This window comes from Trichocoleus sp. DQ-A3, assembly GCF_039961975.1.
Taxonomy (GTDB): domain Bacteria; phylum Cyanobacteriota; class Cyanobacteriia; order Cyanobacteriales; family FACHB-T130; genus FACHB-T130.
This window is the reverse complement of the sequence record NZ_JAMPKC010000053.1, coordinates 1-13,058: the sequence shown is the minus strand read 5'-3', so window position 1 is coordinate 13,058 and position 13,058 is coordinate 1. Positions and strand designations below refer to the sequence as shown.

General features: G+C 46.5%; 10 protein-coding genes. All 10 read left to right on the top strand.

Going from position 1 to position 13,058, the window contains the following annotated elements:
* The first annotated feature begins 239 nt into the window (after nt 1-239).
* Nucleotides 240-1,202 carry a hypothetical protein gene (locus NDI44_RS28550; RefSeq protein WP_190415975.1) on the top strand — a complete coding sequence of 321 codons (963 nt, stop codon included), beginning with the start codon at nt 240-242 and terminating at the stop codon, nt 1,200-1,202.
* Between the two features lie 238 nt (nt 1,203-1,440).
* Nucleotides 1,441-2,427 (top strand): restriction endonuclease, encoded by a 987-nt coding sequence (locus NDI44_RS28545; RefSeq protein ID WP_190415974.1) that lies wholly within the window; start codon nt 1,441-1,443, stop codon nt 2,425-2,427.
* Nucleotides 2,428-3,014: 587 nt separating this feature from the next.
* A complete protein-coding gene (locus NDI44_RS28540) occupies nt 3,015-3,434 on the top strand; it encodes a hypothetical protein (RefSeq protein WP_190415972.1) in 420 nt (139 codons plus the stop codon).
* A gap of 377 nt (nt 3,435-3,811) precedes the next feature.
* A complete protein-coding gene (locus NDI44_RS28535) occupies nt 3,812-4,759 on the top strand; it encodes a D-2-hydroxyacid dehydrogenase (RefSeq protein ID WP_190415971.1) in 948 nt (315 codons plus the stop codon).
* Between the two features lie 568 nt (nt 4,760-5,327).
* On the top strand, nt 5,328-6,194 hold the full coding sequence (locus tag NDI44_RS28530) for an STAS domain-containing protein (protein WP_190415970.1): 867 nt from the start codon (nt 5,328-5,330) through the stop codon (nt 6,192-6,194).
* Between the two features lie 8 nt (nt 6,195-6,202).
* Complete coding sequence (locus NDI44_RS28525; protein WP_190415969.1) at nt 6,203-6,598, top strand: STAS domain-containing protein; 396 nt, start codon at nt 6,203-6,205, stop codon at nt 6,596-6,598.
* The gene (locus NDI44_RS28520) at nt 6,579-6,983 is read left to right on the top strand and encodes an anti-sigma regulatory factor (protein WP_190415968.1); all 405 of its coding nucleotides are present in this window, start codon (nt 6,579-6,581) and stop codon (nt 6,981-6,983) included. The genes NDI44_RS28525 and NDI44_RS28520 overlap by 20 nt, the downstream gene beginning before the upstream one ends.
* Before the next feature lie 7 nt (nt 6,984-6,990).
* On the top strand, nt 6,991-7,998 hold the full coding sequence (locus tag NDI44_RS28515; RefSeq protein ID WP_190415967.1) for an ATP-binding SpoIIE family protein phosphatase: 1,008 nt from the start codon (nt 6,991-6,993) through the stop codon (nt 7,996-7,998).
* A 69-nt stretch (nt 7,999-8,067) separates the two neighbouring features.
* Entirely contained in the window at nt 8,068-10,257 is a 2,190-nt protein-coding gene (locus NDI44_RS28510; protein WP_190415966.1) for an ATP-binding protein, read from the top strand.
* Entirely contained in the window at nt 10,250-12,607 is a 2,358-nt protein-coding gene (locus NDI44_RS28505) for a response regulator (RefSeq protein WP_190415965.1), read from the top strand. Before NDI44_RS28510 ends, NDI44_RS28505 begins: the two co-directional genes overlap by 8 nt.
* The last annotated feature ends 451 nt before the right edge of the window (nt 12,608-13,058 follow it).

The window sequence follows — 13,058 nt, the reverse complement described above, 5'->3', positions numbered from 1 at the left end:
ATCATCGACGGAGCAGAACAGGTCTTCTAGACTGAACATGGGGTAAGCAGATGGATGAGAATTCGCGCTTTCAGCCTATCTGTTTTGCCCCTCTCTTATCCCGAACTCACGTTAATTTATGGGCTTTGTTGCGGTAGCACTAGCGATTTTACCCTGATTCTGTCACTTAAAAAAAGCACTTCTTCCTATAAATTAGGCTAAAAAGAAGTAGACATCTACTGAAAAAAGGAGCTAAATTCATGAATCAATCTATTTCTAGATTAGTAGATAACCTGCCAAGTAGCAGCATGACCGTTTATATGCTGCGATCGCTCGATTATGTCGTTCCTGGTGAGTGGCAAAACTTGGTGGGATTTGAAAATACTATCCGTGCGGTGACAGGTGTTACCGACAAAGGTCTGATTGAGGAGATTGGCGAAAGAGCGATCGCGCTGTACAACGATCCAACCCAGAGTTATCAACAAACCTTATGGCTTTACCAAACAATTGACCGTGCTGATAGCGCCATTGGTGCAGCAGCGCTAGCGAATAAAGTAGGCGAGAAAATCAGTTTTCTGAATTTTTTAAACCAGCTTACTCCCAAAGCGGATACCGTACAAGCGATTGATTTGTCCCTAAAGCTGGTTGTCGAGTTGATTGCCTTTTGTCGGTTGCACGGCATTCCTACCAGCATTGAAGCATTTAGAACTTCTTTAGGAAACTATCACAACGAATCCATAATGCGAATGGCTGCGCTAGTTGCTGTTGATGGATTGATTCCTCTTGGCCCCAACTTCATCCTCAAAGCTCAATCTATTCTCAGCCAGGTCAATCCTTCGCAATTAGAAGGAAATACTACCTATCAGAGTATTAACAGTGCAATTCCTGGCGGTACTACAGCTGGAAAATTAGGCTTCATCGGTGAGAGTTTTGCCTCAGTTAACGGCTGGATGAATAACTTTGTTGCATCTCGTGGGTTAACACAAGAAAATGTTTTGGGACACTTACAACAGTTTATGAATACGGCTGATAGTAAGTTGGATTATCTAGCTGCATTCCTAGATATGTCAACCAATTACTACGAGCATACGGGTACGCAAACTGTGGCTCGAAATTTGATTTTACGAGCAGCCGAACAAACTGAAGGTAAAGGTAAAGGTAAAGACAAAAAGAAAAAGCACAAGGACAAAGAAAAGGAAAAAGGTAAAAAAAAGAAAGATTAACCAGAGTGCGATCGCTCCTCATTCTCTCAAATGGAGACAAGTACAGGCATCAAACGAGGAATAGAGAGTATAGAGCATGGTCGAACACGCCCTATTGAGGAGTTAGGGCAGGAAATGCTGTAAAAATAGGCTTTCAAGTTAGAACAACTAAGACGGTAGAAGAGCAAATAGAGGCAAATTACCTGTTTGTTAACATACACATTACTATCAAGATTTGACCTTGCAGAAATATCTTACCATGACGCAATCAGAAGAAATATCCGTCTCATTAGATATGATTCGCACTGACAGTGATATTGAATCTAAGGAAAAACAACATATATGTATAATTAAACGTTTTGCCAAAGTTATGCGAGATGGTGACGATTATCCATCAGTTATATGCTTTTTTGATGGCAAGCATTACAGACTTATTTACGGTATTAATCTTTTGAAAGCTGCTGAATTAGCGGGACAGAAGACTATCCTAGTAGATGTTCATTCTAACCCGTATATTTATCCACGCAAAAATGACGATAAGGGTAGGACTGTTAAGAAGGTACTATCCCTACTAGAGGCAATGGGTGAAGATGAGAAATTGAACTGGTCAACCTATAAAATTGCTGCTATATGTTGTGTTAGCGAGCGCACAGTCTGTAATTGGATCAAGAAATGTGGCTACGAAGCTCCCGAAGTAATTCAAGCATGGAATAGACACGGTGCAAAAAGAGATTACCAAGTTAATACACATAACATTCGTCAAAGCAATCAATCAAAATCAAAAGCAAATGGATTTAATTGGACTGCTATTAATGACAAGCAATTTGAAGAAATTGTGTATGAACTAGTCAAGTCTTATAATCCAAATTATATCGATTGGAGAACTGGAACAGGTGGTAAGGGCAGAGATATAGAGGCTAAGTTCAAAATAAATGGTGGCTTGGATGAAGAGAGAGAAGAACTCTACTTTATTGAAGCCAAGCACTTTAAAAAAGGCGTAAACTGGGTACATCTTTCAAATGCATTTACTTGGGCAGAAAAATTCAAGCCTTCAGTTTTTGTTATTGCTGTTTCAAGTCATTTAGCTAATAATTGTAGAGATGAAATATCAGATTGGGAAAAGATTCATTCATATATTCATGTTATTCGTTGGGATCGAAAAAATATTCAAGAATTAGTTTTATCTAAACCAGCTGTCAAAAATCTAGCTGTAAAGTTAAAACTAATACCTAAATCTATGCAATGACAATTGCCTTAAACTTTTAGTGAGATCGCCTACCGCCGTAGCTTGGGTTGACGCTCTTGTAAGCCAACGCCCACTTCCGTCCAATATCTACGCCAAAGGCAGCAATCGCATTTCAGCATTGGTGAGGATAGCGATCGCTTAATTTATCAATCGCGCCAGATCCCAATTAGTCTGCCTCAGAAATGCACTCGCTAAAGATGTCATTCAAGTCAAATCTAGGGAAAAATTGGCTCTGTTGAACTAAAACGTAGCGCTCATCGCGGAACTGATAAATTTCAATTTTCTGTCGGCGGATGATCCAATGATCGTTGTTACGATGCATTCGTTACGATGCAGTCGCCGGTGATGACTGCCAAAAAGACTAACGGGGAAAAGAAACCACGCGAAAAGATGCTTCTGCGGATAGAGATTCCCTACACTCAGTAGAAGTAAGAGTGGGATGCGATCGCTCTCTAGAAATCCTCAAGAGAATTTGATTCCTTCTGTTGCCACTCGATTTTATACATCGCACCACTATTTTTGCGCCATTTTGTAGACTTTAGGTAAGCCACTCAAAGTGGCGGCTTACTGAGTAAAGAAGCATTACCATGTCTGAAACTCAACCAGTACCAGAAAAAACCAATGCTGCTCCCACCGTACAGAATTCTCCACAACTCAAACCGGGAGGAATTCTCAGCAATTGGAAAACCAGAGTCGGGATTATCGCTACGGCAGTCATTGCTGTTGTTTTTGGCTTGTTTGTTCTCGGTTTCTTTTGGCAGCACATGATTGCAGGGATGGGTATGAGGTCTTGGTCTAGCCATGCGCGTGCCACACCGATTGAGTGCATGATTAAGGACACGAACAATGATGGCTATGTTAGCTGTAGCGCCATGCTAGGCGGCGAAGTCGTACCACTTGAGTGTGGAGCCAACATATTAAATATTGGCTGCCGAGTGAATTATGGTGCGGCGGCTGCCCCTCCTGTGCGTCCATTCAATCTGCCAAATGTTCGCGGAAGTTCCTGAAATTCTAAGAAACTTTGGGCAAAAGTTTCTTAGAGATAGCGCTTAACATCTCAAACTAGGCGTTGCTGAATCGCGATCGCAGATGGTTTGGCGTACACACTCTACTGTACTGGAGACTAAGTAGAACGAATTTCGTGCAGAATTCTGCAACAACAGAAGACATAACCCTCCGATATTGAGGAGAGTTTACACCAAACTATTTGCGGTTCTCGCCCCAAGCTCACCAAACCATCTGCGGTTGAATCAAAAACAGCCTAAAGACCAAAACCCTTGCGTGTCGTCACTTCCCCCCGCTTCCCGCATACATAGTCCAGAATTCACCAAACCATCTGCTATCACGCGATACATGGCGAATTCGTTCCGATAGCAGACCAAAGATGAAACTAATAATCCCTAGCGAAATTGCATCTGATATCGAGCCGCGTTTACCTCCCAATTTACAGGTGGTACGTGTGGATAGCGAGGGCAATCTTGACGGCGATGCCAGCGATGCTGAAGTTTATTTCAACTGGATTCTGCTAAAACCAATTACTTTGCATAAAGTTCTCGCGGCTGCACCCGCGCTGCGTTGGCAACACACCCCTAGTGCCGGGGTAAATCACATTCTGACACCAACGTTTTTGGGACGGGGGATTACGCTCACGAATGGCGCAGGGGTTCATGCAATTCCGATTGCGGAATTTGTCCTGATGTTTATGCTCTATCATGCGAAAAATTTACCTCAACTACAAGCATTTCAAGCTGAACATAATTGGGGGAGAGGCATAAAACTGAAAGAGTTGAAGGATGCAACTTTGCTAATTATTGGTGCGGGAAGTATTGGCGTCGCGATCGCGCAACGTGCGTCATCTTTTGGCATGAGAGTTTGGGGTAGCCATCGCCATCCCGAACCGCTACCGGAGTTTGACAAAGTCGTGAGTGCAACTGAATGGCGATCGCTGCTTCCGGAAGCTGATTATGTCGTCGTTAGCACACCTCTGACACCGGAGACGAAAGGCACGATGGACGCAGCAGTTTTTCAAGCCATGCGTCCATCTGCCTTTTTCATTAATATTGCTAGAGGTGCAATCGTTGATGAAGCTGCATTGCTGACTGCTCTTCGAGAAGGCTGGATTGCAGGCGCTGCATTAGACACTTTTTCCGCAGAACCCTTACCGCCAGATAGTCCTTTTTGGTCGCTGCCTAACGTCTTTATTTCACCTCACTGTTCGGCAGATTCGCCACAAACTTACCAGCGATCCTTAGAACTGTTTTTGGAGAATTTGAGCCGCTATCAAGCTGGTTTACCGCTGCGAAATGTAGTGGATAAGCAAGTGGGTTACTAATATTTTTCCCACTCCTCCTCTGCAATTAGCAATTCGAGATTCTCAAAACTTCCTGACTCTCACTGCTGCTTTAGCACAAAAGTTCTCAATAGAGGACTTGTAGCGAGTGCGAAGACGTGAAGATGCTTGCTTAGGACTTGTGTAACTGTCACAGCGCAGTTTATAGGGTGCCTTCGCGCGATCGCCTTGCTTCAATTACAGTTGATTACGCAACGCAACAGGAAGCACTCAGCAACCTTTAGCCTAGATGATGGGTATGATTTCTAGGCTGGCTTACAGATTTTAGGGCGAACCATAAGCGTAGGAACGTGACGGTGAAACTTCGGTAACACGTACTTATTTTGTCCCGCCTTATCCTTATAATTAATCTTGGTCAATCAGCCTTTCAGGGACTACCTCATACTGCCTAGTTCGTCAACTAGATTTTCTTAACGATAAAAAAGTACATCTAGGGATTCTCGCAACGAAAGCTGTTCAATGGCTCCACTGAGCTAGTTAGCCGAAAAGCCTAAATCGTTGACTTGTACAATAATTTGCCAAATACAGGCTAAAACAAGGGGCCGTTAATATGAACTTGAGCGGCAAAAGTAAGATTCCGAAAATTCTCCAAACCGATCAATCCCAACTGCTAACAGACTGGATCTCAGAGCAAATAACTGCTGGTATCCGCAAAGACCTAATTAAGGAAATAGAGCTGCGTGAAGAATGCAGAGAATTCCTGGACTTGTTCTCGGCAGCTGTCCAGCAAGGTAACTTCACCGACATTAAATCGACTGAATGGCGTAGCGTGCGCGAGATGCTTGGCTCGATTTCGCGATCGCGCAGCCAGAAAGGCTTCACGCCAACAGAAACCGCAACTTTTGTTTTCTCTTTGAAGCAACCTTTGTTCAGCCGCTTGCGCCTAGAACTTGCACAGGATAGCGAAAGCCTTCTGGAAGAGATTTGGTCAGTTACGACTCTGTTGGACAAGCTTGGACTCTGGACAACTGAAAGCTATCAGAAAGCCCGCGAGGAAGTGATCCTGCGCCAACAAGAGGAGCTGATGGAACTTTCAACGCCGGTCGTGAAACTGTGGGAAGGCATTTTAGCCCTACCCATCATTGGCACCCTCGATAGCGCCCGCACCCAAGTGATGATGGAGTCCCTCTTGCAGAAGATTGTAGAGACGGGTTCGGAAGTCGCAATCATTGATATTACGGGAGTGCCCACCGTTGATACTCTCACCGCTCAGCACTTACTTAAGACAGTCACTGCGGCTCGTCTAATGGGCGCTGATTGCATCCTGAGCGGGATTCGGCCCCAGATTGCTCAAACGATTGTCTACTTGGGCGTGGATTTGGCTGATGTGATCACCAAGGCTTCTCTATGCGACGCATTTGCTTTGGCGCTGAAGCGAACTGGAGCCACGATCTCTCGCGCCCAAACACGCACTTAAGGAGTTTTATGGAACGTATCCCCATATTACAAATGGGTGAATTCCTGCTAGTGACGATTCAGGTCGATATGCACGATCGCCTCGCGATCGCTTTGCAAGATGACCTGACCGACCGCATTAGCCAAACAAGTGCCCGTGGTGTGCTGATAGATATTTCAGCACTGGAGATCGTTGATTCTTTTATTGGACGGATACTGGGAAATATTGCCAAGATGTCGCGAGTACTTGATGCTGAAACGGTTGTTGTAGGTATGCAGCCAGCAGTCGCCATCACTTTAGTAGAGTTAGGACTCTCCTTAACCGGCATTCGCACAGCCTTAAACGTTGAAAAGGGAATGTCCCTCCTGCATAAATCGTTGGAGGCTTCTCCTAGGGGGAGCATAGATGGTCTTGCAGAGGTCTGAAACGATAAGCATCCAGTCTTCGGCAGACGTTGTGCTAGTACGGCAAGCCGTGCGTCAGTTTGCCCTAGGACTGGGTTTTAGCCTAATAGACCAGACTAAAATCGTGACAGCGGCGAGCGAGCTGGCACGCAACACCCTGGACTATGGCGGCGGCGGGACGGTGCAACTCGAAGCCCTAGAGGAGGGACTCCGTCGGGGTCTGCGGCTAACTTTTGAAGACAGTGGGCCAGGAATTCCGGATATCGATCTGGCGCTCAAAGATGGCTTCACAACCGGAAACGGGCTGGGGATGGGGTTGAGTGGGTCAAAGCGCCTGGTGAACGAATTCAATATCGTTTCCCGTGTCGGAGAAGGCACAAAAGTCACTATTACAAAGTGGAAGTGAGTTAATTATGAATGCTCCGGTCGCCTTACCCATTTTAGAGTCTAGTCAGGCTGGTGAAGCGAGACGAATAGCCCTCGCGATCGCGACTCGTCTCGGCTTCAACGAAACTGAGCGGGGGCAGGTTGGTATTGTCGTTACTGAGATCGCCAATAACCTGGTTCTGCACGCTAAAGACGGTCTGTTGCTGCTACAGCCTTTAAGCAAAAACGAGATAACGGGTATAGAAATCCTAGCCTTGGACAAAGGGCCAGGGATCAGCAATATCCAGGAGTGTCTGCGCGACGGTTTTTCTACAGCAGGGACTCCTGGAAATGGTTTGGGGGCAGTTAGCCGCCTTTCTGCTTTTTTTGAGATTCATTCTGTTCCCAACGTGGGTACAGCTTTATTAAGTCACCTCTGGGCTTGCCCAGAAGTGGCAAACCAATCGACCAACAATCTAGAGATTGGCGTGGTGTGCCTCCCGATGGCAGGGGAGGAGGTATCGGGTGATGGGTGGGCAACCGACCAACAGCCCGGTCGCAGTCTGCTATTAGTCGCAGATGGTTTGGGTCACGGCCCTCTAGCCGCCCAGGCGTCCCTAGAAGCCATTCAGATATTTCGAGAGAATGTCCGCAAAAGTCCCGCAGAGATTATTGAAGCGGCTCACGTAGCCCTGCGGAGTACTCGTGGAGCCGCTTTAGCGATCGCAGAAGTAGACTTTAAAACTCTTGTCGTTCGTTTTGCTGGAGTTGGGAATATCGCTGGCAGCGTTTTTTCTCCCGCAGGAAGCTACAGCATGGTTTCCCACAATGGCACAGTGGGGCATGAAGTCCGTAAAATCCAGGAATTTGTCTATCAGTGGCCTCAAGGAGGGCTTTTGGTGATGCATTCCGATGGGTTAAGTACACAGTGGCGATTGGATCGCTATGCTGGTCTCATAACCAGACATCCCAGCCTGATCGCTGGAGTTTTGTACCGGGATTTCTACCGAGGTCGCGATGACATCACTGTGCTGGTTGCTCGCGAAGAAGACTGAAGGCCAAAGGAGTACAGCAGGGGCTGATGAACAATAAATAACAAGCGATTAGCCATTAGCAATTGACCAATGACCAATCTTCTTACGATAGAAATACGATTTGAGCAAGATGTCGTGATGACCCGTCAGCAGGCACGCCAGATTGCTCAAGCTTTGGGGTTTGACTCGCAGGATCAGACGCGCATTGCCACTGCTGTATCGGAAATTGCCCGCAACGCCTTCCAATATACCCGTGGGGGAAAAATAGAGTTTCGGGTGGAAGGCGAATTGCCTCAGAGCTTGGTGGTATGCATTCGTGACCAAGGGCCGGGTATCGCCAATCTGAAGAGCATTCTGGATGGGCAGTATAAATCAAAAACCGGAATGGGTTTAGGCATTATTGGCACCAAGCGGCTGATGGATCGGTTTCATATCGCGTCCACGCCAGGGCAGGGAACAGAGGTGCTGATGGAAAAAACCTTGCCAAAGCGGGCACCGATCTTGACAGCAAAGCGCTTGGCGCAAATTGCTGATGAGTTGGCGATGCGAGGGTCTCAAAATCCCTTTGAAGAAATTCAGCAACAAAACCAAGAACTGCTTCGCACTCTAGCGGAACTCGAAAAGCGTCAAGCCGAATTGGCGCAGGTCAATCGCGAGCTAGAGGATACTAATCGGGGTGTTGTGGCATTATATGCCGAGTTAGACGAAAAAGCAGTTTCTTTACAGCGAGCCAATGAACTCAAAACTCGCTTCCTCTCTAATATGAGCCATGAGTTTCGCACGCCGCTCAACTCGATTATGTCTCTCTCTCGACTGCTGCTAGATCGGATGGATGGTGAATTGACACCCGATCAAGAACAGCAAGTGACGTTTATCCGTCAATCGGCTGAAGGACTCTCGGAGTTGGTGAACGACCTTTTGGACTTGGCAAAGGTCGAGGCAGGAAAAATTGTGGTTCATCCGAATGCGTTTGAACTTAGCGAGCTATTCGCTACTCTTCGAGGAATGCTACGCCCACTTCTTAGCGATAATTCCTCAATTTCTCTTGTTTTTGAAGAACCTGTTGGCTTTCCCCCACTCTGCACCGATGAGGGGAAGGTTGCCCAAATTCTGAGAAATTTTATTTCTAATGCATTGAAATATACCGAAAGAGGTGAAGTTCGCATCAGAGCTGAACTGGACAAAAACGCTGTCGTCTTCTCGGTGGCTGATACAGGTATCGGAATTGCACCTGAGGATACTGAACGGATCTTTGAGGAATTTATTCAGGTGAATTCTCACCTTCAAAAGCGGGTTAAAGGAACAGGTCTAGGACTGCCGCTTTCGCGGAAGTTAGCCGAGTTACTGGGAGGGAGTGTCTCCATCAAAAGCTTACAAGGGGTAGGTTCCACGTTTTTCGCCACCATACCGCTCATTTACCGGGGTGAGGGTGATATAGAGGAGGTATCTGAACCCGATGCTCCTTTGCAGTTAGATGCGACTCGCTATCCAGTCTTAGTTGTAGAAGATAACCCAGAAACGCTGTTCATTTACGAGAAGTATTTTGCGGGGTCGAGCTATCAAATTTTCCCAGCGCGATCGCTCAAGCAAGTAAAACAAGCATTTCAAATGTTTGAGCCACGAGCTGTGCTATTAGACATTTTGCTTGAGGAGCAAAATACCTGGGATTTCCTTTCAGAGATGAAAGGAAACGCTGCGACACGAGATATCCCGATCGTTGTTATCACTGTTATTGACAACGAAAAGAAAGCTCGTGCTTTAGGTGCAGATGCCTTTTTTGTGAAACCAGTAGAACGATTATCACTTCTTGAAAAACTTAATAGTTTAGTAAAACAAGAGCATTTACAAAAAGTTTTGATTATTGATGATGATCTAGCATCCCACTATCTGCTCAAGCAATATTTAGCCGATTGTACGGGTAGCAGTAACCGTGAAAAATGTTTTAATTTTAAGATAATTGAGGCAACTTCAGGGTACGAAGGCATCCGTCACGCCCACCTAGAAAATCCTTCTTGCATTTTTCTCGACCTAGTTATGCCAGATATGAGCGGGTTCGAGGTTTTGGAACAGATGAAAGCCGATCCAGCTACTAAAAATATTCCAGTAATTATTAATACTTCAAAGCTTCTTGAACCAGAGGAACGCTCGATACTTGTCGAAAGCACAGTAGCGATTTTATCAAAAGAAAACTCATCTCGTGAAGAAGCGATCGCTCTTGTCCGAGAAGCACTTCTTTTAGCTGGGCTAGTTCTAGAGCCTGGAGAGGCTGCTCATGTCTGACCGCACCCTTATCACGATCTTGCACGTAGACGACAATGAAACGAACCGCTATGTCGTCAGCCGAATGCTTCGGAAAGAGGGGTATAAGGTTCAAGAGGCTGCCACTGGCGAAACGGGTCTGCAATTAGTAGCGCAGCAACCGCCTGACTTAATTATCCTTGACGTGCAGCTTCCTGATATTAATGGGTTTGAGGTCTGCCACCGCCTCAAGGCAAACCCTGCTACTTCCTCGATTCCTGTCCTGCATCTGTCTGCTAGTTTTGTCGAGAGTAAAGACAAGGCACAAGGGTTAGAGAGTGGTGCAGATGGCTATCTAGCCCAGCCGGTGGAGCCAATCGAGTTGCTCGCTACTGTGAAAGCTTTGCTCCGCATCCGAGAAGCTGAAGAATCGGCAATGGCTTTGGCGAAAGAGTGGCAAACGACATTCAATGCCATGAAGGATGGTGTTTGTTTACTAGATCACCGTGGCAGAATCTTGCGAACTAACAGCGCCATGACGAATCTTCTGAAAAAACCGTTCGGAAAGATCGAGGGTTGCTTTTATCAGGAGGTAATGCACGATATCCTGGGCTGCGTCGAGGTAACTCCCTTAACTCGTGTCCAAGAAACCCGTCGTCGCGAGAACGAGGAGCTACGGTGTGGTGAACGATGGTTTTCTGTAACCACAGATCCCGTGTTCGACGAGAGTGGAGTTTTTACGGGTGCCGTGTATATCGTAGCTGACATCACAGATCGCAAGTGGGCATCAGAAGCGCTGCGAACCAGCGAAGAACGGTTTCGCTTGTTATTAGAAAATGTAAAGGACTACGCGATTTTCTTCATCGACCCAGACGGGCGTGTTATTCGTTGGAGCATTGGAGCAGAGCGCATTTTCGGTTATCAAGAAGCCGAAATCCTCGGTTTGTCTGCCTCAATTATCTATATACCTGAAGACCTAGAACTCGGTGCAGACAAGCAAGAACTGGAAACGGCAGTAATAGAAGGTCGTGCTGAAAATGAACGCTGGTACCTGCGTAAGGACGCCACCCGTTTCTGGGCAAGTGGCATCGTAACGCCCTTACGAGATGAGACTGGGCAGCTACGAGGCTTTTCTAAAATCATGCGTGACTTCACTGAACGGAAGCAAGTTGAAGACGAACGCAACCAACTACTCGTTGCGGAACAGGAAGCACGCACAGCGGCGGAGTCAGCAAACCGGATGAAGGACGAGTTTTTGGCAACACTGTCTCACGAACTGCGATCGCCCCTCAACGCAATGCTAGGGTGGGTTCAATTACTCAATACCCGCAAATTTGACGAGGCGACTACTGCGCGGGCGATGGAGACCATTGAACGCAGTGCTAGGGCACAAGCTCAGCTGGTGGAGGATTTGCTGGATGTTTCCCGCATCATTCAGGGCAAGTTACGCCTAAATGTCCGCCCAATTGAGCTTGCTTTGGTTGTTGAGGCGGCGGTTGATACCGTCCGTCCGGCGGCTGATGCTAAGGCTATTCGACTCCAAAGTGTACTCGATCCGGCAGCAGGCCCGGTTGCCGGTGACTCAGACCGCTTACAGCAGATAATTTGGAATCTATTATCCAATGCAATCAAGTTCACACCTAAAGAAGGGCGAGTTCAGGTTCGCCTCGAACGGATTAACTCCCATGTTGAAATAACAGTAATCGATACAGGACTTGGCATTAACTCTGACTTTGTCCCCTATGTCTTCGACCGCTTTCGTCAAGCTGATAGTTCTATTACCCGGTCATACAGCGGACTTGGTCTTGGTCTAGCGATTGTACGCCACTTGGTAGAGCTACACGGTGGCACAGTTCGTGCAGAAAGTCAAGGTGAAGGGCAGGGAGCGACATTTATCGTAAAGCTTCCTCTTATGCCTGTCCGTATGGAGACAAGTGAGGGAGAGCGTGTACACCCAACGGTTGGGCGGGGAGTTTCATTTAACAATCCGCCTTCGTTAGATGGCTTACAAATACTCGTCGTGGACGATGAAGTTGATTCGCGCGTGTTTGTCACCACGCTATTGGAACAGTGCGGAGCTTCTGTGTGTGCCGTTGGATCGGCTGATTCAGCGATTGAAGCGATAAAAATTTTTAAACCAGATGTTCTATTGAGTGATATCGGGATGCCTGGAGAGGATGGCTACACATTGATTCGTAGAGTACGGGCATTGAACGTAGAAGAGGGGGGACGAACTCCTGCTGTTGCTCTAACAGCATACGCTAGGGCTGAAGATAGGATGCGAGCGATCGCTGCCGGATTTCAAATGCACATCCCTAAACCTGTGGAACCTTCTGAATTAGCAACCATTGTAGCGAGTCTTGCTGGACGAACAGGAATTCATGAAGTGTGAAGTCAACGGCAGTCAGTAAATCCTCTAAGACTCGACTTTCTACAATGAACGGTTCCACTGAGTTAAGTTTTTAAGTATAGCTGTATTCAAGTATGTTAGGACGCTGCGTGCTGAAGAACAGATTCCATCGTCTCGCGTAAACTGACAGAACTCACGGGGTGACAACCCCGTCAAAAGCCTAGTGCAAGCGCTCCTGAACCCAAGTTGCGGTAAAAAAAGATGGGGTCACTCTTGTTAAAAAGCCCCATCTGTTAAAAATGCTTCCTCAATTTTATCAAATTCATCTGCAACAGCAACTAAAAAACACCGAATACTTGACTCTAAAAATTTTGATATATCGCTCTTCTGTCACTCTAGGCAGCAGAAAATAGGGAATCTTGCATTTGTAGGGGGATAGGAACTGCGCCGTGAAAGTAATTCATAAGCGCAATCAAGCGTGAAAATCCCAAAG

What these genes read in the sequence shown, in the direction of transcription:
- NDI44_RS28550 (WP_190415975.1), top strand. Translation starts at nt 240, where the DNA reads ATGAATCAATCTATTTCTAGATTAGTAGATAACCTGCCAAGTAGCAGC.
- NDI44_RS28535 (WP_190415971.1), top strand. Translation starts at nt 3,812, where the DNA reads ATGAAACTAATAATCCCTAGCGAAATTGCATCTGATATCGAGCCGCGT.
- NDI44_RS28520 (WP_190415968.1), top strand. Translation starts at nt 6,579, where the DNA reads ATGGTCTTGCAGAGGTCTGAAACGATAAGCATCCAGTCTTCGGCAGAC.
- NDI44_RS28510 (WP_190415966.1), top strand. Translation starts at nt 8,068, where the DNA reads ATGACCAATCTTCTTACGATAGAAATACGATTTGAGCAAGATGTCGTG.
- NDI44_RS28515 (WP_190415967.1), top strand. Translation starts at nt 6,991, where the DNA reads ATGAATGCTCCGGTCGCCTTACCCATTTTAGAGTCTAGTCAGGCTGGT.
- NDI44_RS28540 (WP_190415972.1), top strand. Translation starts at nt 3,015, where the DNA reads ATGTCTGAAACTCAACCAGTACCAGAAAAAACCAATGCTGCTCCCACC.
- NDI44_RS28545 (WP_190415974.1), top strand. Translation starts at nt 1,441, where the DNA reads ATGACGCAATCAGAAGAAATATCCGTCTCATTAGATATGATTCGCACT.
- NDI44_RS28505 (WP_190415965.1), top strand. Translation starts at nt 10,250, where the DNA reads ATGTCTGACCGCACCCTTATCACGATCTTGCACGTAGACGACAATGAA.
- NDI44_RS28525 (WP_190415969.1), top strand. Translation starts at nt 6,203, where the DNA reads ATGGAACGTATCCCCATATTACAAATGGGTGAATTCCTGCTAGTGACG.
- NDI44_RS28530 (WP_190415970.1), top strand. Translation starts at nt 5,328, where the DNA reads ATGAACTTGAGCGGCAAAAGTAAGATTCCGAAAATTCTCCAAACCGAT.